Source organism: Moraxella sp. K127 (assembly GCF_015223095.1).
Classification (GTDB): Bacteria; Pseudomonadota; Gammaproteobacteria; order Pseudomonadales; family Moraxellaceae; genus Moraxella.
In genome coordinates this window covers 1-25,701 of the sequence record NZ_JADFBZ010000005.1, presented here as the reverse complement: position 1 = coordinate 25,701, position 25,701 = coordinate 1, and the positions used below count along the sequence as shown (strand labels likewise).

28 protein-coding genes and 1 pseudogene are annotated in these 25,701 nt (G+C 44.4%); 16 read left to right on the top strand and 13 right to left on the bottom strand.

Annotated elements, in window-relative coordinates; translation table 11 throughout:
- The first annotated feature begins 15 nt into the window (after positions 1-15).
- Both IM753_RS01870 and IM753_RS01865 read left to right on the top strand, forming a co-directional pair.
- Positions 16-1,368 (top strand): lytic murein transglycosylase, encoded by a 1,353-nt coding sequence (locus tag IM753_RS01870; RefSeq protein ID WP_083108060.1) that lies wholly within the window; start codon positions 16-18, stop codon positions 1,366-1,368.
- A 152-nt stretch (positions 1,369-1,520) separates the two neighbouring features.
- Positions 1,521-2,036 (top strand): DUF2059 domain-containing protein, encoded by a 516-nt coding sequence (locus IM753_RS01865; RefSeq protein WP_065255848.1) that lies wholly within the window; start codon positions 1,521-1,523, stop codon positions 2,034-2,036.
- 64 nt (positions 2,037-2,100) lie between these two features.
- Here the strand turns inward: IM753_RS01865 and IM753_RS01860 are convergent, their stop codons facing one another.
- Positions 2,101-2,484 carry a hypothetical protein gene (locus IM753_RS01860; protein WP_065255849.1) on the bottom strand — a complete coding sequence of 128 codons (384 nt, stop codon included), beginning with the start codon at positions 2,482-2,484 and terminating at the stop codon, positions 2,101-2,103.
- Positions 2,485-2,601: 117 nt separating this feature from the next.
- Between IM753_RS01860 and IM753_RS01855 the strand changes: the two genes are divergently transcribed.
- The 6 genes and pseudogenes from IM753_RS01855 to IM753_RS01835 all read left to right on the top strand — a co-directional run bounded on the left by IM753_RS01855 (position 2,602) and on the right by IM753_RS01835 (position 8,302).
- Positions 2,602-2,991 (top strand): helix-turn-helix domain-containing protein, encoded by a 390-nt coding sequence (locus IM753_RS01855; protein WP_083108058.1) that lies wholly within the window; start codon positions 2,602-2,604, stop codon positions 2,989-2,991.
- A 160-nt stretch (positions 2,992-3,151) separates the two neighbouring features.
- Positions 3,152-5,143 carry an excinuclease ABC subunit UvrB gene (gene uvrB / locus IM753_RS01850; RefSeq protein ID WP_227514693.1) on the top strand — a complete coding sequence of 664 codons (1,992 nt, stop codon included), beginning with the start codon at positions 3,152-3,154 and terminating at the stop codon, positions 5,141-5,143.
- Positions 5,144-5,316: 173 nt separating this feature from the next.
- Positions 5,317-5,610 carry a hypothetical protein gene (locus tag IM753_RS01845; protein ID WP_194108534.1) on the top strand — a complete coding sequence of 98 codons (294 nt, stop codon included), beginning with the start codon at positions 5,317-5,319 and terminating at the stop codon, positions 5,608-5,610.
- Positions 5,607-6,353, top strand: coding sequence for a PIN domain-containing protein (locus tag IM753_RS13425; protein ID WP_227712946.1), 747 nt, complete (start codon positions 5,607-5,609; stop codon positions 6,351-6,353). The genes IM753_RS01845 and IM753_RS13425 overlap by 4 nt, the downstream gene beginning before the upstream one ends.
- Positions 6,286-6,795, top strand: coding sequence for a uracil-DNA glycosylase family protein (locus IM753_RS01840; protein WP_227712947.1), 510 nt, complete (start codon positions 6,286-6,288; stop codon positions 6,793-6,795). The genes IM753_RS13425 and IM753_RS01840 overlap by 68 nt, the downstream gene beginning before the upstream one ends.
- A 50-nt stretch (positions 6,796-6,845) precedes the next feature.
- A pseudogene (locus IM753_RS01835) lies at positions 6,846-8,302 on the top strand (NAD-dependent succinate-semialdehyde dehydrogenase).
- 76 nt (positions 8,303-8,378) lie between these two features.
- Here the strand turns inward: IM753_RS01835 and lolA are convergent.
- Complete coding sequence (lolA, locus tag IM753_RS01830) at positions 8,379-9,002, bottom strand: outer membrane lipoprotein chaperone LolA (RefSeq protein ID WP_065255855.1); 624 nt, start codon at positions 9,000-9,002, stop codon at positions 8,379-8,381.
- Between the two features lie 488 nt (positions 9,003-9,490).
- On the opposite strand from lolA, the gene IM753_RS01825 reads away from it, so the two are divergent.
- The 3 genes from IM753_RS01825 to IM753_RS01815 all read left to right on the top strand — a co-directional run bounded on the left by IM753_RS01825 (position 9,491) and on the right by IM753_RS01815 (position 11,271).
- Entirely contained in the window at positions 9,491-9,763 is a 273-nt protein-coding gene (locus tag IM753_RS01825) for a hypothetical protein (protein ID WP_062498883.1), read from the top strand.
- 187 nt (positions 9,764-9,950) lie between these two features.
- Positions 9,951-10,262: an SH3 domain-containing protein gene (locus IM753_RS01820; protein WP_194108533.1), complete on the top strand. Its 312-nt coding sequence runs from the start codon at positions 9,951-9,953 to the stop codon at positions 10,260-10,262.
- 151 nt (positions 10,263-10,413) lie between these two features.
- Complete coding sequence (locus IM753_RS01815; RefSeq protein WP_065255856.1) at positions 10,414-11,271, top strand: D-alanyl-D-alanine carboxypeptidase family protein; 858 nt, start codon at positions 10,414-10,416, stop codon at positions 11,269-11,271.
- Between the two features lie 61 nt (positions 11,272-11,332).
- On the opposite strand, the gene IM753_RS01810 is transcribed toward IM753_RS01815, so the two are convergent.
- From IM753_RS01810 to IM753_RS13180, 6 genes are all read right to left on the bottom strand, one after another.
- Entirely contained in the window at positions 11,333-12,907 is a 1,575-nt protein-coding gene (locus tag IM753_RS01810) for a D-alanyl-D-alanine carboxypeptidase/D-alanyl-D-alanine-endopeptidase (protein WP_156065093.1), read from the bottom strand.
- Entirely contained in the window at positions 12,900-13,187 is a 288-nt protein-coding gene (locus tag IM753_RS01805; RefSeq protein WP_065273985.1) for a polyhydroxyalkanoic acid system family protein, read from the bottom strand. Before IM753_RS01805 ends, IM753_RS01810 begins: the two co-directional genes overlap by 8 nt.
- A gap of 60 nt (positions 13,188-13,247) precedes the next feature.
- Entirely contained in the window at positions 13,248-13,817 is a 570-nt protein-coding gene (gene dcd / locus IM753_RS01800) for a dCTP deaminase (RefSeq protein ID WP_065255859.1), read from the bottom strand.
- A gap of 215 nt (positions 13,818-14,032) precedes the next feature.
- Positions 14,033-14,236, bottom strand: coding sequence for a hypothetical protein (locus IM753_RS01795; protein WP_062498889.1), 204 nt, complete (start codon positions 14,234-14,236; stop codon positions 14,033-14,035).
- Positions 14,237-14,337: 101 nt separating this feature from the next.
- Positions 14,338-14,637, bottom strand: a complete 300-nt coding sequence (locus IM753_RS01790; protein WP_194108532.1) for a hypothetical protein — start codon at positions 14,635-14,637, stop codon at positions 14,338-14,340.
- Between the two features lie 393 nt (positions 14,638-15,030).
- Positions 15,031-15,153, bottom strand: coding sequence for a hypothetical protein (locus tag IM753_RS13180; RefSeq protein ID WP_255518621.1), 123 nt, complete (start codon positions 15,151-15,153; stop codon positions 15,031-15,033).
- An 82-nt stretch (positions 15,154-15,235) separates the two neighbouring features.
- On the opposite strand from IM753_RS13180, the gene nrdB reads away from it, so the two are divergent.
- From nrdB to IM753_RS01775, 3 genes are read left to right on the top strand one after another with little or no spacing between them, the layout of a single operon-like run.
- Positions 15,236-16,333: a class Ia ribonucleoside-diphosphate reductase subunit beta gene (gene nrdB, locus IM753_RS01785; RefSeq protein ID WP_065255896.1), complete on the top strand. Its 1,098-nt coding sequence runs from the start codon at positions 15,236-15,238 to the stop codon at positions 16,331-16,333.
- 17 nt (positions 16,334-16,350) lie between these two features.
- Positions 16,351-16,722 carry a 2Fe-2S iron-sulfur cluster-binding protein gene (locus IM753_RS01780; RefSeq protein ID WP_065255861.1) on the top strand — a complete coding sequence of 124 codons (372 nt, stop codon included), beginning with the start codon at positions 16,351-16,353 and terminating at the stop codon, positions 16,720-16,722.
- A gap of 21 nt (positions 16,723-16,743) precedes the next feature.
- Positions 16,744-17,562, top strand: coding sequence for a hypothetical protein (locus IM753_RS01775; protein WP_065255862.1), 819 nt, complete (start codon positions 16,744-16,746; stop codon positions 17,560-17,562).
- Positions 17,563-17,593: 31 nt separating this feature from the next.
- Here the strand turns inward: IM753_RS01775 and IM753_RS01770 are convergent, their stop codons facing one another.
- Positions 17,594-18,841, bottom strand: a complete 1,248-nt coding sequence (locus IM753_RS01770) for an HRDC domain-containing protein (RefSeq protein ID WP_065255863.1) — start codon at positions 18,839-18,841, stop codon at positions 17,594-17,596.
- A gap of 117 nt (positions 18,842-18,958) precedes the next feature.
- Positions 18,959-20,617 carry a BCCT family transporter gene (locus IM753_RS01765; RefSeq protein WP_065255897.1) on the bottom strand — a complete coding sequence of 553 codons (1,659 nt, stop codon included), beginning with the start codon at positions 20,615-20,617 and terminating at the stop codon, positions 18,959-18,961.
- Between the two features lie 454 nt (positions 20,618-21,071).
- On the opposite strand from IM753_RS01765, the gene dapF reads away from it, so the two are divergent.
- Positions 21,072-21,971 carry a diaminopimelate epimerase gene (dapF, locus tag IM753_RS01760; protein WP_065255864.1) on the top strand — a complete coding sequence of 300 codons (900 nt, stop codon included), beginning with the start codon at positions 21,072-21,074 and terminating at the stop codon, positions 21,969-21,971.
- 108 nt (positions 21,972-22,079) lie between these two features.
- Here dapF and tgt read toward each other — a convergent pair whose 3' ends face one another.
- The 3 genes from tgt to IM753_RS01745 form a co-directional block, all read right to left on the bottom strand.
- Complete coding sequence (gene tgt / locus IM753_RS01755) at positions 22,080-23,213, bottom strand: tRNA guanosine(34) transglycosylase Tgt (protein ID WP_194108531.1); 1,134 nt, start codon at positions 23,211-23,213, stop codon at positions 22,080-22,082.
- Between the two features lie 56 nt (positions 23,214-23,269).
- Positions 23,270-24,319, bottom strand: coding sequence for a DNA polymerase beta superfamily protein (locus tag IM753_RS01750; RefSeq protein WP_065255866.1), 1,050 nt, complete (start codon positions 24,317-24,319; stop codon positions 23,270-23,272).
- Positions 24,320-24,445: 126 nt separating this feature from the next.
- Complete coding sequence (locus IM753_RS01745) at positions 24,446-25,222, bottom strand: DNA polymerase beta superfamily protein (protein ID WP_083108048.1); 777 nt, start codon at positions 25,220-25,222, stop codon at positions 24,446-24,448.
- Positions 25,223-25,339: 117 nt separating this feature from the next.
- On the opposite strand from IM753_RS01745, the gene IM753_RS01740 reads away from it, so the two are divergent.
- Positions 25,340-25,690, top strand: a complete 351-nt coding sequence (locus tag IM753_RS01740; protein ID WP_065255867.1) for a beta-lactamase hydrolase domain-containing protein — start codon at positions 25,340-25,342, stop codon at positions 25,688-25,690.
- Positions 25,691-25,701 lie beyond the last annotated feature (11 nt).

Sequence of the window (25,701 nt, the reverse complement as noted above, 5' to 3'; positions counted from 1 at the left end):
TACCGCTAAATACTCATGACTTATTCTGTAACAACTCTGCTAGACCACCCTACTTTTCGCCTGTCCGCTGTGGCTGTTGCCACCATCACGCTACTGTCCTGTGCTTCGGCTCCCCAAGCACCACAGCGACCCATCGTGGTTAAGACACCAACGCCCACGCCTGCCCCGTCTCGTGTGGTCATTGTTCAGCCCCAAACACCAACCGCCCCAATAACCGCCCCCACGCCCACGCCTGCCCCATCGGTAGAAAATCGTTACTATGGCAGTTTTGGCGATTGGAAAAGCGACTTTATCACTCGCACCATCGCTGGCGGTCATGTCTCTCATGCGGTGCATGCACTGATGGGCAGTGCCAGTCTCAACTCACAGGTCATCAGCCTAGACGGTCGCCAAGCCGAATTCTCCAAAATGCCGTGGTCGTACGTGGAATCTGCCGTTACCTCAGGGCGTGTCTCTAACGGTAGAGCCAAATTACGTGAATACCCTTCCCTACTCTCACGAGCCGAAAACCAATATGGTGTCCCCAAAGAGATAATGGTCGCCATTTGGGGTATTGAGTCCTCATATGGGGCAGGCACCGGCTCAACCGACTTAGTCGATGCCTTATCTAGCCTTGCCTTTGATGGTCGCCGTCGCAATTTTGCCGAAGGTGAACTGCTTGCCATGTTACAGATGATAGAGCGTGGCGATGTCAGCCGTTCACAACTGCGTGGGTCATGGGCAGGGGGCATGGGTCATACCCAATTTATCCCCTCTACTTGGATAAAATACGGCGTGGACGGTAACGGCGATGGACAAAAAAACCCGTGGACAATCTCGGACGCTCTCACCTCCACCGCCCATTATCTAGGGGCAAGCGGTTGGGTGTCAGGTGTGGACGCTTTTTATGAAGTTCGCCTGCCAACTGGCTTTAACTACCAACTCTTAGGGCAAAAACAGTCCCTAGAATCGTGGAAATCCTTGGGCGTGGTCTCTGCCAATGGCGAGTACTTTGGCGGTCATGCCCAAGCCGAGCTGTGGTTACCTGCCGGCGTGAATGGTCCTGCCCTGCTACTGACACCCAACTTTGACGTTATCAAAGTTTATAACAACTCATCTAGCTACGCCCTAGCCGTGGCAACCCTTGCCAAACGTATCGCTGGCGGTGCTGGCATTCGTGGCAACTGGCCACGCCACGAACAGCCACTGTCTCGCTCAGAAGTCATTCGCTTACAAGAAGCCTTAAACACCAAAGGTTACTCTGCCGGTAAAGCGGACGGCGTGGCAGGAGCGAACACCTCTCGTGCCTTTGCTCGCTGGCAGGCGGATAATGGACGCATTCCTGATGGTTTTATCACCCAAAACTCGGTGCGTGGCTTGGTCTGGTAATACAAAAGTCGGTGCGTGATGTACCGACTTTTTATTTAATCGCTCATCATGCGGTTAAGCCATCGTTGCAAATGATAACAATTTAAAACTTTTCATCTTGATAAAAATCTGTTAGATTATAGCACTTTTAACTTTTAACCTTTGGAGCTGTTATGAAAATCAAATCCCTACTACTGCTTAGCACCCTATTTTGTGCCAGTGCCTTTGCTGCACCGAGCAATCAATCCCTAGAAGAACTTGCCAAAATCATGCCTTACGAATCCACATTTTACCAAGCGGTCGTTGCCCCACTTGAAATGGAACGCATGGCAATCGCTCAGGGCATGGCACAGGACAATACACTCACCGACGACCAACGCAAAAAAGCCCTAAAAGCCTTTGACGACTATGCCGAAGGTCTTATTAAAAGCCTAGACACCAAAGCAACCAAAGACGGGCTTAAAAAATCCTACCTAAACGCCGCCAAGTCATTTAGTCAAGCCGAAGTGGATGCCATGATTGCTTTTTATGGCAGTAAAGACGGGCAAAGTGCCTTAAAAAAACAAGATGCCGTCTTTGAGTCCTATATGAAAAGTGCAGGCGAGAGCAACAAAAAAACCGTAGAAGCCTACGAAAACAAACATCTTAAAAAAATGCAGGATGATGTTAAGAAGATTTTAAATAAATAAGTTGCATAAAAATGGGTCAGAGTAAATCCGACCCATTTAGATTTTTACCCATTTTTATTAAAGCTTATTTATCACTGATTGTCTTACTAGCAACTGCTCCTACCGTGCCTGCCGTGCCTGTGATGACCGCTTTGCCACCTACGACCGAGCCACCAATTTTTGCCAAAGACGCATTGGTTAAGGCGATACCTTTTAATGTGCTAATCGCTGTGCCAGTTGATGCAGCTCCTAATGCACCCGTCGCCCCTATACTCGCTGCAATGGCAGGAGCGGCAACATATCCAGCACCACCTGTTGCTACGCCCACCGCAACGGCAGTTTTAACTGGGTTTTCTTTAACAAAATCCACCGCTCGGCTTAATAAGCCAGACTTTTTCTCTTTTTCTGTATCTATTACTGTGATAATCACTCGATTATCAACAATGGAAACTTTATTGGTTACGCTCATGGTTGACTCCATTTTAGACTAGGGGTTTTATAGATTTTAGCCACTTTCAGCCCTTTACGCCATACCCAAAAAGTGCTAAAATTTACCGAATTTCACTATTTTTTAGGGCGATGAGCAGTGGCTACCATTCATGAAAATATCCGCAAAATCAGAGACTTTCGCCAACTCTCCCAACAAGATATGGCGGAGCGTTTGGATATGTCGGTTAGTGCTTATGGCAAGATTGAACGTGGCGAAACGTCTATCATTCATAGCAAATTATCAAAAATCGCTGAGATTTTAGAAGTGGATATTTTAGACCTTTTGAAAAACAATTATTACAATTCCATTCATGGCTCACAAAATAATGCCAGTGCCATTGGCATTATCCAGCACCAAAATAATTATCACAGTGATAGCGAATTGTTACACAAGATTGAATTGCTTGAAAGTCGGCTAAGACACCAACAAGACATCATTGAGAGCAAAGATAGAGAAATAGAACTTTTGCGTAAATTAATAGAATAAGTCCGCCCTACCATCGCTTGCAAATCCTTATCATGACCCCATTATGATAAGGATTTCTTTTGATAACAACAACACCATGCAACAGCCCAAAACCACTCGTGCCAAAATCACCGAAAGTCAGCTTACCAAACAACTAGGCAATGACGATAAAGTCTTTAAAATGGTTACGCCCTTTGCCCCCAGTGGCGACCAACCAACCGCCATACAGTCCCTAGTGGACGGGGTCAAGGCAGGCAAAAAAGACCAACTTTTGCTTGGTGTGACAGGCTCGGGTAAGACTTATACCATGGCAAAGGTCATTGAGAGCTTGGGGCGACCTGCGATTATCATGGCTCATAACAAGACGCTGGCGGCACAGCTTTATGGCGAGTTTAAGGAATTTTTCCCCCATAATGCGGTAGAGTACTTTGTCAGTTATTATGACTACTATCAGCCTGAGGCGTATGTCGTGGCGAGCGATACCTTTATTGAAAAGGATTCTGCCATCAACGACCACATCGACCAAATGCGACTGTCCGCCACTCGTGCCTTACTCGAACGCCGTGATACCATCATTGTGGCGAGTGTGTCCGCCATTTATGGTTTGGGCGACCCTGAGAGTTACCTAAAAATGCTCCTGCACGTGGTCGTGGGCGATGTCGTGGACAGAACCAACCTTATCAAACGCTTGGTTGAGCTACAATACGAACGCAACGAGCTGGACTTTGGGCGTGGCACTTATCGCTTACATGGCGAGACCTTGGACATCTACCCTGCCGAGAGCGAACAGTTGGCGGTGCGGATTAGCATGTTTGATGATGAAGTCGAAAAAATCACATGGTTTGACCCTTTGACGGGCAAAAACATCAAATCCGTGCCACGCATTACCATCTACCCCAAATCTCACTACGTTACCCCACGAGAAAAATTAGAAGTGGCAATGGGTACGATTAAAGAAGAGCTTGCCGAGCGGTTAGACTATTTTCGCTCGCATGATAAGCTACTAGAAGCCCAGCGTATCAAAGAACGCACCCAATACGACTTAGAGATGATACAGCAGTTAGGCTACTGTAACGGCATTGAGAACTACTCTCGTCATCTGTCAGGGCGACAGGCAGGCGAGGCACCGCCCACACTTTTTGACTATCTACCGTCTGATGCGTTGGTGTTTTTGGACGAAAGCCACGTTACCGTTCCCCAAATCGGAGCGATGTACAAGGGCGATAGAAGTCGCAAAGAAAACTTGGTTAATTATGGCTTTCGCTTGCCGTCCGCCATGGATAACCGCCCCATGATGTTTGAAGAATGGGAGGCGGTCGTGCCAACTCGTATCTTTGTATCGGCAACCCCTGCCCCTTATGAGTTGGAACATAGCGAGCAAGTGGTCGAGCAAGTCGTCCGCCCCACAGGACTCATTGACCCCATACTAGAAATACGCCCCGTACTCACCCAAGTGGACGATGTGCTTGGCGAGATTAACCTGCGTAAGCCACTCAATGAGCGAGTGCTGATTACCACGCTCACCAAACGCATGGCGGAGGATTTGACCAGTTATTTAAAAGAATATGGCGTGCGTGTGGCATATTTACACAGCGACATTGATACGGTAGAACGCATGAAAATCATTCATGAACTTCGAACAGGGGTGCATGATGTGCTGGTGGGTATTAACCTTTTGCGTGAAGGCTTGGATATGCCTGAGGTGTCGCTTGTGGCGATTTTTGATGCGGACAAAGAAGGCTTTTTACGCTCGGAGCGGTCACTCATTCAGACCATTGGGCGGGCGGCACGGCACGTCAATGGCAAGGCGATTTTGTACGCTGATAGCATTACGCCGTCCATGCAAAAGGCGATAGATGAGACCGAACGCAGACGAGCCAAGCAAATCGCCTTTAATACCGAGCATGGCATTACGCCAAAATCGGCAAGCCGTGCCATCACCGATAAGATTGACACGGGCGAAATTGAGAGCGTGGACGCCCCAACAATTGATGTGCCTTTTGCCCTAAATGACATTGATGTGGAAATCCTACGCCGTCCTGAGCTTATGATAAAAGAAATTAACCGCCTAGAAAAACAAATGAAAAAACTCTCGGGTGAGCTAAAATTTGAAGAAGCGATGAGAGTGCGTGATACCATGCTGGCGTTAAAAGATGAGTTTAACAAACTGTAAAACATACTCCATGCTCAACTTAAAATTATAACTCATTGATTTTTAATAATTATTTTTTTGGTTGTAGGGGCGAATTGCAATTCGCCCTTGATAAATCAACCAATTATATAAAGTTGAAGTGGGACAAAATACGCCTTTTATGGTACACTTAACGGACACCCAAGGAGCATACCATGACCCAAATCATCATCAATAGCCCCACCGACAGCAGTTTGTCTATCATGTTGCCACTCAATGTGGACGGTAGTGTGGTGTTTCCTAAGTGGTTGATTGATGACTTAACCCATTCTCATCGCTTGGTAAGTTTTAAAAACAATCAAAAAACTGCCAAAGATGATGATGTACTTGCCATGATTGAAAATACAGGCGGACTGCTTGCCCCTTATGTCAAACAACCGCTAACCATTGATGAGATGAATGACGGCATAAACCACCATTTTTCACAAATGGATAAGGCGGAGTTATGATTAGTCTTGATACTAATATTTTGGTGCGTTATTTAACCAAAGACGATACCGTGCAATATCAAAAAGTGGTGACGTTATTTCAAAAATTACATACAGATAATGAACAAGGTTTTATCTCTTTATTGGTGGTTTTGGAAGTAAATTGGGTATTGGCATTTAGTTATAAAATCCCCAGAAATGAAATTATCCATTCGCTATTAGCTTTATTAAATTTTCCTTTTTTAACGTTTGAGCAAGCCAATCATCTACAACAAACCCTACTATACGCCCAAAATAATACTTTTGATTTGTCTGATTTATTGATAGCGTGCAAAAGTCGTAGTTTGCATAATTTGCCTGTTTGGGCGTACCCGCCTTTTGTATTTGCAATGAAAAATGAGAAAAATCGCACGTTTTTCAAGGAAAAAGTGAAGTTTGATAGCCATTCTATCAAACAAGCTTTTGACGATGAAAAACAAGATTTAGCCATTTTTCATGCAAAAACTGAAAGTTTAATTCTAAAAATTTTCAAAAACCAATTGAGTTACAAAGGGTGGGTACGCCCCATACCTTTGATAAAAAAGCAAGTCGGGCGGACGGTTTTGTTTTATTATAAACGGTTTTGTTTTGTTATAGAATATTATGCAAGAATCCCACCCCTTAGCCCCATTTACCCCACCCCATGCCAAAGTGCTGATGCTTGGCAGTTTTCCGCCACCGCCCATTCGCTGGGCGATGAATTTTTATTATCCCAATTTAAATAACGATATGTGGCGGATTATGGGTTTGGTATTTTTTGATGATAAAGAGTATTTTATTGACGGCAAAAAGTTTAAAGAAGCACTTTTAAAAGATTTTTTAACCCAAAAAGGCATTGCCATTTACGACACTGCCAAAACAGTCATTCGTGAAAATAACAATGCGTCCGATAAATTTTTAACCATTATCCAAAAATCCGACATCAAAGGCTTATTAGCCACTTTGCCTGATTGCAACCATATCATCACCACAGGCGAAAAAGCGAGCGAGATTCTATTGTCCAATTTTGATATAAAAATCCCAAAAGTTGGGCAATCGGTAGAGCTAACCTTTGACAATAAAATTGTTACTCTGCACCGTCTGCCGTCATCATCACGGGCGTATCCGCTTGCCCTTGATAAAAAGGCACAATTTTATAGGGCGGTGTTTGAGAAATTAGACTTATAAATATGATTGTATAACTACCATGCACAGCATGACCGCCAATAGGAGTTTTTATGAAATTATCCAACCCCACATTATTCCACGAACACGCACTCATCAATAACACATGGCAATCCGCCAAATCCGCCAATACCATAGACGTGTTTAACCCCTTTAATGATGAAAAAATCGGCACCATTCCCGATTTGTCCGCCGATGAAGTCGTAGAAGCCATCGGTTTTGCCGATGAAGCCCAAAAATCATGGGCAAGTCTAACCGCCAATGAACGAGCGGTCATTTTACACCGCTGGGCGGATTTGATTGATGAACATCGTGAAGACTTAGCCATCATCATGACCACAGAGCAAGGCAAACCCTTAAAAGAATCTCGTGGGGAGATTGGTTATGCCAACAGCTTTATCCGCTTTTTTGCCGATGAAGCCAAACGGGCGTATGGGGATGTGATACCCAGCCCGAACGCTAGCCTACGCTATGTGGTGCTAAAACAGCCCGTGGGCGTGTGTGCCAGTATCACGCCGTGGAACTTCCCGTCAGCGATGATTACCCGTAAAGTCGCCCCCGCCCTAGCGTCAGGGTGTGTGATGATTGTCAAGCCTGATAGCCAAACGCCTTTTTCTGCCCTTGCCCTAGGCGAGCTTGCCATGCAAGCAGGCATTCCTAAGGGTGTTTTACAAATCGTAACAGGTCAAGCGGACATTATCGGGGGCGTACTCACGTCCGATGAACGCATTAAAAAGCTGTCCTTTACAGGCTCTACTCGGGTCGGAAAACTGCTCATGGAGCAATGTGCCAGTACGGTCAAAAAGCTCTCCTTGGAGCTTGGCGGTAACGCTCCTTTTATCGTGTTTGACGATGCCGACATTGATAAGGCGGTCAAGGGGGCGATAGCGTCCAAATATCGTAACGCAGGGCAGACGTGCGTGTGTGCCAACCGCATATATGTTCATCAAAAGATAAAAGATGAGTTCATTGCCAAATTTACCAAAGAAGTCAATGACTTACACGTTGGCAATGGGCTGTCAGATGACACGGACATCGGCTGTCTTATCAATGATACCGCCGTGCAAAAAACCCAAAAACTGCTCCAAGATGCCCTAGATAAAATAAAGGAGCGACACTCATCACAGGGGGCAAGCCCCACCCCACACACGCACGCTGTTTTTTACCAACAGTCATCACGGACATCACGGACGACATGGACATCGCCCACGAAGAGATTTTTGCTCCGATTGCTCCGATTTTTGTGTTTGATGATGAAAAAGAAGTCATTCGCCACGCCAATAATACCCCCTATGGTTTGGCGTCCTATTTTTACACCCAAAGCCACGCCCGAGCATGGCGAGTGAGTGAAGCCCTAGAATACGGCATGGTCGCCCAAAATACAGGGCTACTCTCTACCGAAGTCGCTCCATTTGGCGGGGTTAAGCAGTCAGGGTTTGGACGTGAAGGCTCAAAATATGGCTTGGATGAATATCTCACCACAAAGTACTGGTGTATGGATGTAAGTTGATTAAATATTATGCAACCAAAAACCGCCATCCTATCTAAAATGGCGGTTTTGGCGTTTTTACCTTTACTTTTTACCTTTACTGATTAATCACGTCCACTCCCTTAGGTGGGGTAAAGCTAAATTGACTGGCAGGAATGTTTTTATTGATATTAATGTTGCTAAAACGAATCGACGTGGTCTGTCCGATACTGTCATTTAACACCATCATCACAGGCTTGCCGCCATTAAAACTGATTGACAAATCTCTAAAATTAGCCGAACTTGATTTGGGTTTTAGAACATAGTAGTTTTTGCCTTTGCTTGGCTGACTGACGGTAAAATTGCGTGTGATTTGATTGGGGTCGCCTGATAATAGCAATGCAGGTGCGTCCCCGACTTGGTTATTTACCGACTGCTTGGTTGCTTGTTGCAAGTCCTTATCATACACCCACATGGTACTGCCATTTGCCACGATGAGCTGTTCTGATGGCGATTTGGTGTCCCAGCGAAATTTGTTGCCACGCTCTACCGCCATGCTACCGCTAAAACTTTGGCTTTTCCCGCCTGCTTTAGTCGTTTGTGAGAAATTGGCGGTCATTGATTTGGTGTTTTTAAGCAGGTTATTTAAATTGGTCACTGCCGTGTCATTAGCATGAGCGGTCAAAGCCGTCATGGGAAGCAAAGTCAATGCCAATGTGCTTAGGGCGATTTTTGTATTCATGATAACTCCAAATAATAAAATGATTGGTTTGAATGCCTTATGCCACTTTTTATGGCTTTAAAGACTGATTAAAAGCTGATTAAAAAATTGTCCCATAATCATAAAACAGCCATTAAACGCTCTTAAAAAGCCATCAATGCAATTTAAGGCACTCTTGGAAAGTGGGGTCATTGTGCCACGTTTTTATGTTGCAATCTAGCCTAGTTTTGCAAAAATTTGGGGGTAATGTTACTTCTATGTGGCTAATTTTTGGCTAAACTTGATAATCGTGCCGTGATTTTATCAGTTTTGGCTTGTTTTTATCATTTTTATCAAAACTTTTGCCATTTTACCAAAATCATCGGTCAAATCAAATGTCGGCAATCGCCAACTTTTAAAAGATTTTAAATAACTTTAAATGAATGCCAATCAGGAATATTCATTGAAATTTCACCCAAATATTGGTAACATAAGCCCCCATTTTAATCATTTTAAAAAGACGGTGTTTTATGTATCTTAATCACAACCACACCTTACGCCCCATTCATCTGCGTTTGACGGGCGAGATTGTGGAACATTTGGAAAAAGTCAAGGGCGAGCATGGCTTTGAGTGCATTCAACCACTCATTCGCTTTTATATCCGTCAAGGGCTTGACCGTGATAATTCCGAATACTCTCTTAGTGATGATGTTGCCTTTATTAACGAACTCAAAGAACAAGGAGTCAGCGAGCAGTTAATAGAAAAAGCCTTGGAAAATGTCTGCAAAAAAGTTGACCAATAACTTTAATCAGCTTTAATCAGCCATCATAAGCAGTTGAATAAACGGTTGTTTTTTGGCGATTAATTGTTGCTTGTTTGTTACAATAATTTTGTTGTTTTAAACAAGAAATCATGGTAGTATTTTATAGAATACAAATGTATTTTACAATACCTGTATCGCCCAATATTTATCTGCTTATGGAGCATTGATGATGAAGTTAAAATCATTATTTATCGCTTTGATTGCGACCAGTGCCATCGGTTTTTCTACCAACATTTCTGCCAAAGTAGGTCCTGCCTATAACGGCGGTGGCTCATACGGATATGCCTGCACTCACCAAACCAATGGTAATGTACTTCTCCGTTCAGGCCCTGGTCAGAATTATAAAGTTCTAGCTCGCATGCCTAACGGAAGTGATGTTAGTATCATTGGCGAACGCAACTCTAATGGCTGGGTGTGGTACAAAGTTAAATTCGGTCGCAGTGTCGGCTGGGCTCGCTCAGATTATATTTGCAGTTAATCCATGATATTTAAAAGGCGAGCGATGCATTTTTTGCATTGCTCGTTTTGCAATCTGATTCAACCATTTTTATTTTTATTTGGGTATTTTAAAAACCCACAACAATCCACTTAGTAATGGTAATCTAATAATGAATGATTTAGGTAATTTTATGAAAAAACGCACAAGAGATTTATTGATTGGTGCAGGGCTTTTGGGGGTTGGCACGGTTGGTGCGATTGCAACTTTTACAAACAACCAATCAGGCTCGGGGTATATCGCAAGCCCAAGCAAAAACACCGTTCACGTCATCAGCCAACCCACTAACCCTACCGCCATTGCCGACCAAAGTGGGCGGTCTTATACAGGGTACAACCAAAACCAACAGACCCATCATCAACACCAGCCACAGCAAGCGATGAACCAAGGCCCCGCCTATCAAGTAGAGCAAGGCAATTTTAACACGCCAACACCCCAATATGATGCTAATGCCACAGGTTCGGTATGTGCCCCCGAAGCTCTAAAAGTGGGTATCAAGCATTTTAGATATGCCGATGCCGACCCTAGCGACCTTGTGCCTAGTGGCTATGGCAGTGACCCAAAATTCAAGATTCATCGTGCCGCCAAGCCTGCCTTACAAGAGATGATTAAAGCGGCTCGTGCTGACGGGGTCACGCTAACCCCTGGCTCTATCTTACGCACGTCAAGCCGTCAAGCCCAAATCGTTGCCAATAAGAAAAAACAAGGGCAAAGTGCCAAGCAAATCTATCATACATCCTCACACCCTGGCTACTCTGAACATCATACAGGGCTTGCGGTGGACTTCTCCCCGATTGACCATAACTTTGCCAAAACAGCAGGGTATCGTTGGCTACAACAGCATGCCCATGAGTACGGTTTTTACCAAACTTTTACCCCTGACTATTCTAGATATAGTGGTGTTTCCGAAGAATCGTGGCATTGGCGTTTTGAAGGCAAAAACAAAGAGTTCTCTTATGTCTTTGCCGATAGCATCAATCGTCGCTGTTAATGGTTTGTTAAATGCATAAAAATAAAGCAGTTTTGGGACTGCTTTATTTTTATGATTTATATTAGGACTGCCCTGCCGTCCACTCTATCACTTCATCTAGTACATCATGGGCGTGCGTGTTATTGCCCGCCCCATCGGCATTGATGATGGCAACCACCACGTACATCTTACCTGACTGTCCCATGACATAGCCTGCAATGCTTGCCACATTATTTAGTCTGCCAGTCTTGATAAAGGCACGTCCGATGGCGGGACTATGGGGACGGCGTCTGGCAAAGGTTGCCATCGTGCCTGTCTGCCCCACAATCGGCAAAGACGCTTTAAATGTCTCAAATGTCGGCTTAGTCTGACTAAATGCTAACAGCTCACCCAACGCCCTAGGGGCAACCACACAATCTCGGCACAGTCCTGACGCTCGGCTCATGATGGGGGCAGGCGTGGTAAGATGTTGTTGCCACCATGTATTTATCAGGGCAAAACTTTTGGGGTAATCGCTCGTTTTTTGACCCATCATCAGAGGCAAAGATAACGCCACTTGCTCGGTCATGACGTTATTAGAGTATTGGTTAATCTGATATACCTGCTCAGACAAAGGCTTGGACGCAAAGGACAGCAAAGGCGATAACGTTCGCCCTGCCCCATCATAAGGCTGTCGCAACCTAACCTGCCCAACAAAGTCCTTATCAAGGGCTTGCCATGTACCTTTGACCGCTCTGGTAATAAACGCTTCGCTGTCAGCAAAGGTTAGCCACTCACTCGCCTGCCCACAGCTCACACCCACTTGTCCTGTGATGGTCAAAGTATCGGCAGATAAGCCAAATTTTGGCTTGGTGCGACATGACTGGATATCGCCCTGTATCATGGTCGGTGCGTGAAAATCCGCCAACTTTGGCAATACCTGCACCGCAACCGTCCCATCTGTCGGACGAAAATACGGCACAGGTTCACCAATCGTGACATCCTGCCCGGTTGTCTGCCCCGACCCAAACACCCATGTACCCGATGGTATCATACTCACTTCAAGCGTGCCAAAATTTATCAAAAAGGCATTGGGCTGGGCATTGTAGGCTCGCAGTCCCTGCCCGTCAAAAGCATTGACATCTTGGGCGACATTGACAAAGCCAGTATTATCGACAATGATGTCGCCCTTAATGTGACGCACGCCCCGAGCCGTCAGCTGTGAAAACATGGCACTAAGGCGGTCATGAGTCAGTGATGGGTCGCCACTGCCTTTGATGATAAGATTACCATACAGGGTATCACCCACCACCACGCCATCGGCATAGAGTCGTGTCTGCCAATGATAATCCGCCCCCAACAAATCTAAGGCGATGGCGGTGGTGATGAGCTTTTGGGTGGACGCTGGGGTGCGTGGTGTGTCTGCCAGATGATTGATAAGCGGGATTTGCTCCCCAGTCTCCCCAACCTTCCCAACAGGCTTAATCCAGACGCTCATCTCATGACCACTAAGCCCTGCCCTGCTCATCTTATCTGTGATGGCAGTTGGCAGTGGCACGGACGGGACGGCTTGGGGCTGGGCGTGTGACTCATGAGCATTTGCCAGTGGCATCGCCCCTGCCATCAACCCAAGCCAAATTAGGCAATACCTCATCAGACTTAGGCGAAACTTAGGCAAAATACTTATCCAACCCCTCTTGGATACCACTACTAATCATGCCCTTAAACGGTTTTGCCAAAAAGTTCAAATCCGCCTCAAAGATGACTTTATCACTGTCCAAAAACGCACGTCCATCCACACCCGCCTTAGTGATACTCACGGTATCGCTGTCCGCTCCCTCTTGGTAGGTCGCCTCAAAATCAAACTCTTGCTTTGCCTCTTCTAGCCATGCTTTGGCTTTGGTGCGAGCAGTGGCAAGGTCAAAGTTATGACGTTTTTCAATGCGTAAATCAGACATGATATTCTCTTTTTAAAATAATAAATGGTAAATGGTAAATGGTAAATGGTAAATGACAAGTTAAGTTTTTGGCAAAGTAACACCCGTTTGCCCTTGATATTTACCACCCCTATCTTTGTAGGACGTTTCACAGACTTCATCGGACTGGAAAAACAGCATTTGAGCCACGCCCTCGCCGGCATAGATACGGGCAGGTAGATTGGTGGTGTTACTAAACTCTAAGGTAACATGCCCTTCCCACTCTGGCTCTAAGGGCGTGACATTAACGATGATACCACAGCGAGCATAGGTGGATTTACCCAAACAAATGGTCAGCACATCACGGGGGATTTTAAAATACTCCACCGTGCGAGCTAGGGCAAATGAGTTGGGCGGAATGATACATTCATCGCCAACAATATCAATAAAACTACGTTCATCAAAGTTCTTAGGGTCAACGATGGCAGAATGCACGTTGGTAAATACCTTAAACTCATTGGCACAGCGGACATCATAACCATAGCTTGATGTGCCGTAGCTTACGATTTTCTCGCCATTGCTGTTATGGCGGACTTGACTAGGTTCAAACGGGGCAATCATCTCATGTTCGGTCGCCATTTGGCGAATCCAGCGGTCTGACTTAATCGACATGTTATTCTCTTATGATACGGGACAAAGCATTATAGCAAAATTCTTGGCTTTTTAAAATTAAAACACATGAAAAAACCGCCAAATGACGGTTCTTCTTGCCACACTTTTATAGCCAGTCATTCATGATAATAGTCATTTAACTTAGCAAACACCACAAAAAGCAAACCATAACATACCACACTGGTCACGAACAGTATCAGCAAGTTGGTTAAAGTTCACTCGTTATTAATGATGTTTGACAAAAAACCAAATGCCGACACGTTACCCCAAAACAGGTAGTTTATGAGTAGCTGTATGACAAAACCCACCGCACAAACCCCATGCGTGATGGCAGTTGCCTTTTTGGAATGAATGACAATAAAATAAACACCAATGGCAAAGACGATAAGATAAACAATAAATGACAGCAAATAAATCATGGAAATTCTCCTACCAATCCATTTTATGCCTGCAATAAAGCCCTACAAACATTAAGGCTTTTATTTTAAAACAATTATCAATCTCATGTCAAGACAAATCATCACTCTTGATAATAATCATAAGCCTTGATTAACATCACAAACAATGCCGAATAGCAAAAAATACTGATAAGGCACAGCACCATCAAATTAAAAGCACTGCGGTCATGGTCAAGATGAGCCAGTGATTCAAACGCCCCCAAATGCCCAAGTCCAACATAATTAATCAAAATCTGTGCACAAAAACCGATAAACACCAAAATGCCCACCCACCGCTCGGCACGGTCAGGCATTTTTTTGATGAATGCCATACCAAGGGCAAAAATCAGTGCGTACCACACCACCGATACTGCATAAATCATGAGAATCTCCCCGTGTAAACACAAATTGATTTAAAATGAATGATTTATATGTATCGCCATTGTAACACAATTTTTGGATTTTGGTTATGGAGATTTTTTAGACGGGTGTTTGTTCAGGACATACCCGCCTTTGGTATTTGCCACAACAAATAGATTGATTCATCAAGTTGTCATCAAGCCCACCACCGCCCCACTTAAAATCTCACAAAATCAATTCCTTATCCAAAATTTTCCCCATTTTGCCAAAAAAGTCCTGCCAAGCCATAAAAATTATGCTAAAATGGCACGCCATAAAACACATGATATAGTGATTTTATTTTAAAATAACACCATATTTAGGGCATGTTGAACATTGATAACATTCTTATAAAATAAGATGAAAAATTGACAATTTCAATCAATTTTTGCATGAAAAATGGCTAAATCTTGTTTTTCATCGTCAAAAACTTGCTTGATAGAATAACTATCAACCTGCGTTTTTTCCTTGAAAAACATGCGATTTTTCTCATTTTTCATTGCAAATACCAAAGTTCAACACGCCCTAGACAACAAGACCCAACTTCCCTTTATTTATAAAAATCAATCATCAGAGAGTGTCATGCAGTATTCTATCTTTCCCCAAACCAAAAACGACCCCCTAAAAGAACCCATGTTTTTTGGGCAAGCGGTGAACGTCTCTCGCTATGACCAACAGCGTCATCCTGTGTTTGAACAGCTCATTGAAAAGCAGTTGTCGTTTTTTTGGCGACCTGAGGAGATAGACGTTAGCCGTGATAGGATTGATTTTAGTGAGTTATCCGCCCCTGCTCAGCACATTTTTTTGTCCAACTTAAAATACCAAACCTTACTTGACAGCATTCAAGGACGTAGCCCCAATGCGGTGCTATTACCCATTGTGTCTTTGCCAGAGTTAGAGACATGGATTGAGACATGGTCGTTTAGTGAGACCATTCACAGCCGCAGTTATACGCACATCATTCGCAACATCGTCAATGACCCGAGCGTGATTTTTGATGATATTATGGATAACGAGCATATCCTTGCCCGTGCCAAAGACATCGCCATTTATTATGATGATTTGTACGAAGCCAGTCAGTTGTATAACTTGACAGGCAAAGGCGATTTGCGTGAACTCAAAAAGAAACTCTACCTATGTATCGTGGCGGTTAATGTGCTAGAAGCCATTCGTTTTTATGTGTCGTTTGCTTGCTCATTTGCCTTTGCCGAAAATAAAGTCATGGAAGGCAACGCCAAAATCATCAAGATGATTGCCCGTGATGAAGCCCTGCACCTAAACGGCACACAGCACATCATCAATCTCATGCGACAAGGTCAAGATGACCCAGAGATGGTGGAGATTGCCAAAGAATGCCAAGACGAAGCGATTGAGATTTTCCGTGTCGCTGCCGAGCAAGAAAAAGACTGGGCAAGCTATCTGTTCAAAGACGGCTCTATCATCGGTCTTAACCGTGATATTCTGTGCCAGTATGTTGAGTACATCACCAATACCCGTATGCTGGCGATTGGTCTGCCTGCCATTTTTGAGACCAAATCCAACCCCATTCCTTGGATAAATGCGTGGTTGTCATCGGACAACGTGCAAGTTGCCCCCCAAGAAACCGAAATCACCACTTATTTGGTCGGTCAGATTGACAGTGATTTGGACGGGGTGGATTTGGACGATTTTGAACTCTAATCACAAAAGTATCAATCATGCCGTGGATTTTTACAGACGAAATGCGGTTTTATCTGCATGAAGGCGAGAGCTTGCTTGATGGCATGTTACGCACCGAACATAAAGACGTGCGTTATATGTGTCGTCAGGGTTTTTGTGGGGCGTGTAAAATGCGTGTCAAAGGGGCAACAGACGCCCCCAAAGCCAAACAAATCCCACTGGCACACCTAGATGATGATGAAGTTCTGGCATGCTGTTGTGTGCCGACAGGGACGATGGTGGTCAGCTACGATACGGACAAACCAAACAAGTCAAGCAAAGCATGGCAACATCAGCGTACAGATGGGACGTGGCATTTACAAAAAACATCTATCATAAGCCGTCAGATTTTTTATAAAATAGACGGATGATGTGATTATGTGCTTTTGCTTATGACCCTAACCCGTTTTCCTATCAATAAAAAAACTCTACTCATCGGTGCCATTGCCCTTAGTCTGACGGTAGGCGGTATTGCTTTATCGGGCAGTCTGTCGGGCAACCTGTCTCGAAACCAAAAGTCCGCCAAAGATTCTGTTAATGCCGAGCCGTCAGCAGGCGTGGCGAGCATGGTTGTCGCCCCCGCCACGGCAAGTGTGGACAGCTCTGATAGCCAAACTCATACAGAGACAATGCAAGCGGTGAGTTATGTCGCCTTGGCTGACGCCACGCTTGATGTCGCCCAAAAACAAGACATCGCACGCCAAATCAAGAACTTAGAAAGCACAGGCAGTACATCGGGCGGTGTATTAACCCATGAGTTCAAATCCGCCACGCACGCCAAAATGTCTTATCGCTTTGGGCGAAAACAGTCCCTTGCCTTTGAAATGGTAAAAATCAAAGACGCTTTGCCGTCAGGCTTTGTGCTGACAGGGCGAGCGTATGAAGGGGTGCTTGGCGAGACGGGTTTTGATGGGGTGTACCGCCTATTTGAGCACCCTAGCACCAAAGCACGCCTTGAAATCACCGAAACCCACATTCATCCCGACAAGCCCTTAACGCTCATCAAAGAGCTGTACCGTGAAGACATGAACGGCACGCCCCTAAGATTTGAGCAACTTATCGATAAAAAGGGCGATGTCTATTATCATGGCGAGTTCGTGGCGGGCGACCGTTATGTCAGCATGACCAGTCGTGGCATGAATTTGCCTGAGTTTATGACGGTGGTGGACATGATGCTCATACAAGCCAAAGCGGTGCAAAAGGGGTTGTAGTTTTGCTGTTTATATTTACCCCTTAATCACACTACATCTTAGCACCACAATCAAACCCATCACGAATGGACTGTTCATGCTCATAAAGTAGGGGCAGTACCGTGCCAACGACCCACGCATGCCGATAGCCTTGCAAGCCCCCCGATAAGGCGTGCGTGTCATCGATGGGCAGACCTTGATAGACGTGATACATAAGCTCATTAATCCAACGCCCTTTTAGTAGGAGATTGCTAGGAATGTTTAGCAGGCGAGCTTGGGCGTCGGTAGCTTCGTCTAGGGCATGGCGAAAAGGCTTGGCTTTACTGGTATAAACGGGGATTTTGGCAGGCATGTCCGCTTGGGGCAGGGCTTTGGCTTCTTTGATGACACGGATTATCTCAGCACCATAACGGCGTAGGGCGGAGCGGTTTAGGGTGGTGTATGCCAAATCTTTCATGTTGGTTGGCAGGCTCTCAATAATCTCACGCAACGGCTGTTTACCAATGATAAAACTGCGTGGCTCGTTCACCGCCCGAGCCAGTGACTCTCGCCACATGGTCAAGCCCCGCAGTACCGCCAGTTGCTGTCTGGTGTAGGTCGGGGCAACATGGTCAAGATAGAGCTTATCATCGCTTAGGTGCTGAGTGTCGTACAGCTCTTTGGCATAGAGCGTGCTATCTTCATTGACATAGCCTAACACCTGTTTGTCACTAAGTGCCTGCACGACCGCCTGATGTAGGGCGAGCAGATAACGTACGTCATTGACCGCGTACAGTTCTTGCTCGGGCGTGAGTGGTCTGGCAAGCCAATTAGACTGACTCTCGCCTTTATCTAGTGCCACACCCAAAATTTCACTGACCGCTTGGCTATAACCCACTTGCAATTTGCCAGTCAGGTATGCCACGCCAATTTGTACATCAAAGACATTGGTCAAGGGCGGATTATTGGCAAGCAGATAAAATATCCCCAAATCTTCTCCGCACGCATACCACACCATGCTCGGCACTTCGCACAGGGCTTGCCAAAACTCGGTCAAATCAAGACGTGGGGCGTCCACAAGGTATATCCCTTTGCCGGTATTGACCTGCACCAATGCCAATATCGGATAATAAGTGTCACGCTTGATAAACTCGGTATCCAAAGCGACCACATCCACGCTGTCTATCTCATCAATCAGCTCATATAACTCATCATCTGTCCGCACCCATTGGGTTGGTAAATCAAGCAGGGCGTGCTGGTCATCATTGCTGAGATGAGCGTGGGGAAAGTTAAAATTGGCAGGGTTTTTTAAATCAGTCATTGTGGGTCTATGTGTCGAAAATTCCCCTAATTTTACACCAAAATCAGGGGAATGTGTGGTTATTTTAAGTATCAATCATAATGGCGTGTGATTTGTGTGTTGCAAATCTCCTTTGGCTTATGTATTATCTTTGCCTGCCGATGTCTTGGGCGTGGGCGGATTTAAGGTTGGTGGGCCTGCCAGTAGATGTTCATCCACAAACTGATTGGCACTGTTATGCTCGGCAGACTCTTCGGTGATGTACCATTGCCCTTTGCGATATAAGGTTAGTCTGTCACGCCCTAAGCCACGCAGTAAGCAGTACATCATCAAAAGCACGACGATGGCAAAGGGAAAGCCCGCCACAATCGCCGCCGCTTGTAGTGCTGACAAACCCCCTGCTGCCAATAAGATACAAGCGATAATGCCTTCGGAAGTCACCCAAAACAGGCGTTGCACTTTGGGTGGGTTGGTGTTGCCCCCTGCGGTAAGCATGTCCACGACCAGACTGGCACTGTCGGCACTGGTAACGAACCACAGTACAATCATGGCAAGAATGACGACCGTCAAGCCTTGGGTAAAAGGATAGTATTCAATGAATTTGAAAATAGCACTGCCTGTGTCATTTAATACCGCTGTTGTCAAGCCATAATCGCCAGAGAGTTCCATGTGGATGGCAACCCCACCAAAAGTGGTAAACCACAAAAACAACAGTAGCATAGGAACAAACAACACTCCAAAAATAAACTCTCTAATGGTGCGTCCACGGCTAATGCGAGCGATAAAAATCCCCACAAAAGGCGACCAACTTACCCACCATGCCCAATAAAAAATCGTCCAAGATGCTTGCCAATTGGTGTCGGCATAAGCTTCGTTCCACAGACCAACTTGTACCAGTGATGATGTGTAGTTACCCACATTCTCAACAAAGCTGTCAAAAATAAACTGTGTAGGACCTGCAACAATCATAAAGCCTAACATGATGAGCGTGCCGATGATGGTAACATCGCTAAGTAGTTTTACCCCTTTATTAAGACCTGCCATGACTGATAACGTGGCACAGGCGGTTATCCCTGCAATCAAGGCGATTTTTAATGTCAAACTTGGGGTAATACCCATGATGTCAGCCAGTCCCGTCTCTAACTGCATGACTCCTAAGCCTAATGATGTTACCACCCCAAACATGGTGCCGAATACTGCTAGGGTGTCAACAACATGACCCCATTTGCCATAAATTTTTTGCCCGATGAGCGGGAACAAGACCGAGCGAATGGATAGGGGTAGACCGCGCCGATAATGAAAATAAGCCAAACCCAAGGCGACCACGGCATACACCGCCCAAGCGTGTAGCCCCCAATGTAAAAATGAGTAGGTCATGGCTTCTTTGGCACTCTCCACGGTGCTAGGCTCGGCGGTGGGTGGTTTGGCAAAATGCAGCAGTGGCTCGGCTGTGCCCCAATAGAGCAGTCCAATCCCAATCCCTGCCGAAAACAGCATGCCAATCCACGAACCAAAACTATACTCAGGGGTCTCAGTCTGATGACCTAGGCGAATGTCGCCATAGCCACTAATGGCAATGTACAAACAAAACACCAAAGCGGCATTCATCAAAATGATAAATAAAAAGCCAAATCGTTCGGTGATAAAGGCTTGGGCGTTATTAAAGAGCTGTCCTGCCATCTCGCTAAATAAAGTGCCAAAAATCATAAAAATAACAATCAGCAGTGCAGAAGTCAAAAACACAGGTATGCTTACTTGCGGAAAAATACCAAGTCGTCCAATGGCTACTTTATTTATTACCGAATCGTGATTAAAATCTTTGGGCGTTTTGGCGGTCTGGTAACTGACTGATTTATCAAGGTCTTTATCGCTCATCATGCATCCTTATGGTTAATATATTTATTTGCAAAATTTCTTAATCATGATAGATATTAACAAAATTCATGATGGCTTACCACATAAAAACGTATTATTTCTGTACAATGACAAAAAATTAATAAATTTTTCCGATTATTGATAATATCACAAATTTGTAAATGATTGTTTTTTAAAGCAATCATCAAAATAAAGTTTGACAAAAAATGGTTTGGCTGTCATACAATTAAAAGAAAACAAATGTTTTTATTAAAAATATGCTTATTGACTGATTTTATGGCGTTTATTTTTGGTTTTAATATTAACAATTTGGGCGTATCATGTTAAGATAGACAGTATGACTCTATAACTTAGCCAAAACAAAAGGAAAACGACAATGTTAATCGAATTTACCAAAATGCATGGTTTGGGCAATGACTTTATGGTGATTGACCTAGTGACACAGCGGATGAATCTAACAAGCGAGTTGGTGCGACTGCTTGCCGACCGCCATTTGGGCGTAGGTTTTGACCAACTGCTTATCGTTGAGCCACCGTCTCGTCCTGATGTGGATTTTAAATATCGTATTTTTAATGCTGATGGACAGGAAGTGGCACAGTGTGGCAATGGGGCAAGATGTTTTGCGTCCTTTGTGCAGGCTCGTAAACTCTCCTTTAAACAGCGTTTGCGTGTGGAGACAGCAAGCGGGGTCATCACGCTGACCACTGACCGTTATGGTTGGGTGCAGGTGGACATGGGTAAGCCCAAATTTGAGCCTGCCGAGATTCCTTTTGCTCCCCAAGCCATCACCAAAGTGGGTAATTCTTACCGCCTAAATGTCGATGGCGAGCCTGTTCAGCTCTACCTTGCCAACATGGGCAATCCCCATGCGGTCATTTTGGTGGATGATGTATTGACTGCCGATGTGGCACGTCTGGGCAAGCTCATCGAGAGTCATGAAGCATTCCCCGAGCGTGTCAATGTCGGTTTTGTCCAAATTGTTAATCAACGCCATGTCCGCTTGCGTGTCTATGAACGTGGTGTGGGCGAGACGCAGGCGTGTGGCACAGGTGCATGTGCGGCGGTCGCTGTGGGCGTGCGTGAAGGTTGGATTGATGAAGGGGTTGATGTGCGAGTTCAGCTCTATGGCGGTAGCCTTGCCGTGCGTTATCAAGAAGGCTACTCGGTGATGATGACAGGACCGACATCCTTTGTCTATGAAGGGGTGTTTAGCCCTGATGGACTGGCAGCACAGGCAGGGATTAACCTGACACCAACCGAAGATTATGACGCCTAAATCAGCCATCTGCCAAATTAAACCCTTGCTGTTGCAGGGGTTTTTGTTAAACTAGGTTTTAAATGACATCCACCATTGGTATGTCATGTTTATAAAAATGCCGTCTGTTTAGCACACTCCAAGCTCAGGCACATCAAGCCCCTGCTTGGCATAAAATGTTGCCACAAATTCATCAAAGGTTTCATTTTCTAGGTTTTCACGAATGCCTTTCATAAGATTTTGATAATAACGCAAATTATGAATGGTGTTAAGCTGAGCTGAGAGCATTTCGCCACATTTGTGCAAATGGTGCAAATAGGCACGGCTAAAATTTTGGCAAGTGTAGCAGTCGCATTCGCTATCTAGCGGATTTTTGTCGTGGCGATGAATGGCATTTTTTATCTTGACCGCCCCTGTACTGGTAAACAGGTGTCCGTTACGGGCGTTACGGGTTGGCATGACACAGTCAAACATATCCACGCCCCGTCTTACCGCTTCCACGATGTCGGACGGTGTTCCCACACCCATAAGATAGCGTGGTTTATCAGACGGCATACGGTTTGGCAGATAATTTAATACTTTTATCATCTCGTCTTTTGGTTCGCCCACCGACAGTCCGCCAATGGCATAGCCGTCAAAGGGCATGTCGGTCAAGGCGGTCAAGGACTGCATACGCAAATCTTCGTACATACTGCCTTGCACGATACCAAACAGGGCGTTTTTGTTGCCCAGTTTATGATGTTCATCAAGACAGCGTTGTCCCCAGCGAAGCGATAATTCAAGCGACTTTTGGGCTTCAATGTGTGTGGCAGGATAAGGCGTGCATTCGTCAAACTGCATGACGATGTCGGAGTTTAGGGAGTGTTGGATTTGCATGGAAATCTCAGGCGACAAAAACACCTTTGAGCCGTCCACAGGCGAACGAAAATGCACGCCTTCTTCGGTGATTTTTCTCATTGCACCAAGGCTAAACACCTGAAAACCGCCCGAATCGGTCAAAATCGGCTTATCCCAACCGATAAAATCATGCAATCCGCCAAATTCATCAATCACGCTCGTGGTCGGACGTAGCCACAGATGAAAGGTGTTGCCCAAAATAATGTCCGCCCCAATGGCGTGAATGTCTCGTGGAAGCATACCCTTGACCGTGCCATACGTCCCCACAGGCATAAAGGCAGGGGTGGCGACGTCGCCATGAGCTAGGTGTACCGTGCCACGGCGAGCTCGGGTTTTTGTGTCGGTTTTATGTAGCGTGAATTTCATATCATCATCAAATAAAAAAGTGGCGTATTATAGCAATATTTACCAATTTTAGCAAATTAACCATATAATTGCTCTCGTATTTCAATTAACGTTTTTATTGCCAAATAATGTTCGGGGATTTCTGGTAAATCACTTTGCTCAAATGTCAATTCCACGTCTTTTATTAACTCATCTGCTTTTTGTAATAACTCATCATAATCAAATTGCCCTGATTTAATTGCAAGTAGCTCATCACGATTATTACGCTCCACAATCACTTTGCCTAATTTGGCAATATCTAAGGCAGTATATAACAGCCGAAAAGTGTGCATGATATTTTTGGCATCATAGCCTTTGCCATGATTGGCGGTGGACTCATAACGCTCATGATTGCGTTTTTCTACCCATTCCCAATACTCTTTATAATCTTGGCAATATTTGCTATATCCCATTTGATTAAATGACAAATAAGCAATGGGCGATACATCTTTGGGAATAGAACTTAATAGCACATCATGGCTGTCATCGTGAATAATCCCCCGATAGTCGCCGACAAACATCGCATACATATGACTGGCGTGGGGCATTTTGGATAAGCCGATTTGCGATTGGGTAAGATTATGATTATCTAGCCAATCTATCAAATCCACGCTTTTTTGATTGTCAAATACCACACAAAATTCCAATAGGCTCTTTTTGTCTTTACTCATCGGATTGACGATTTTTTTATTTAAGCCACGAGATTTTTTAATTTGGCTCACGGCAAATCCTGCAAAGGTTTTTTGGCATAATTTGGAAATAAACCAATCAGGATTAAACTTATCCATAATAGGGTGCTTATATAATATCTTATCGCTTGGCGTGGCAAGGAGTTCCATAATATTGGGATTATTTTGTAATAATAAATCTACAAATCGCCCAAGCTCATAATACACCACGTCATTGGTGTCGTTACTCACCTGTGGCACATAATCATCGTGCAAACCGTAATAATAGGGCTTGGGCAAATAAAACACGCCTTTAATATCCGTATCTGATGACGGCGTATCTAATCCATAAGCACGACTGCCCGAGATACATTCTAATAAAATCAGGTTATTAGATTTTAGGTAATCAATGGTTATCATGAATTTTCTCGTTAATTTTATATAGGATTTTTAATACAGAATGGTAAATTCAATTTACCCTGTGATAAAGCATTTCTAGGCGAATAAATTGCCCCTACACGTCCACATTAAAAAATTATCTTAAAGTTATTTAAAAACAATTTTTCTAAATAACTCATTTAACACACCAACATCGCCTTTTTGTTTTTTATCAAAAGTTAAATCTTGGGTTGTTTGCCAAAGATGTTTGGTAAGTATTTGCATGGATAGGGGTAATTCATATAAATATTTTTCGCCATGTGATTGTTTTAAATAAATAATATGATTTAATTCATCAACATCATCAGGATTTAACAAGCCAAACATTTCGTTCATGCATACAGGGGGCATGGTTTGGTATTCTTTTATCCATAGGCTTGCAAGTAATGCACGAATCAGATAACACCATTTTTTAAGTTTTATCGGACGTGATATATCTAGCTCGCCATTTGCCTTTTTTGCCATGCCTTGATAATGATGATAAACCGCTTGGGGATTAAAAAAGTCTGATTGGATATATTTAATCTCTTTAATAAATTCATCATCGCCATGATAAATAATGGGCGAATTTAACCATTCAAAAATCACGGCATTGGATTTATGAATGTGTACCAACGCTTTTTTAATATCCCAACCACCAATATCAAATGGCACATCAAATAACTCATGATTGATAAATTCAAACGTGTCTTTGTCATCATAAATTTGCAAATACCAATCGGGCGTATGATGATAAATGAGCCGTACGTCAAAATCGCTATCAAAACTGGCAAAACCCCATGCCCGACTACCACTTTCTATGGCGTGTAATGGTGTAATGGCGTGGGCGTGGCAAGTGGTGTGTAGGGTGTGGGTGATTTGGCTATGGTAGTCGGTGTTGGTCATAATTAACCCCAAAAAATAGATGTTATTATAACAAAATTATCCCAAAAATCCATTTGCCAAATATATCAAAAACAGGTAATATGCCTTTTGATTTTTATGTTTTTAATAGGAAAAGTTATGAGTAACACCGCCCCCGAATTTCGCATTACCCTATCAGGTCAAATCACCCCTGCTGACGTGGCAGAATTGGCCCGCATGGGCGTAAAAACCGTGGTAAACAACCGCCCAGACTTTGAGGAAGAAGGACAACCGACATCTGATGAGATTGAACAGGCGTGCCAAGCTCACGGTATCGTCTATAAACAAATCGCCTTTGCGGGCGGTATGATGGACATGAACCACGTCCAAGCCTTTGCTGATTTTTTTAATGAAACCGAACGCCCACTACATATCTTTTGCCGTACAGGCAACCGCTCAAACAACCTTTTAACGGTGGCACGAGAAAAAGATTTGCTTGATGAAGAGTGATTGATTTTTAT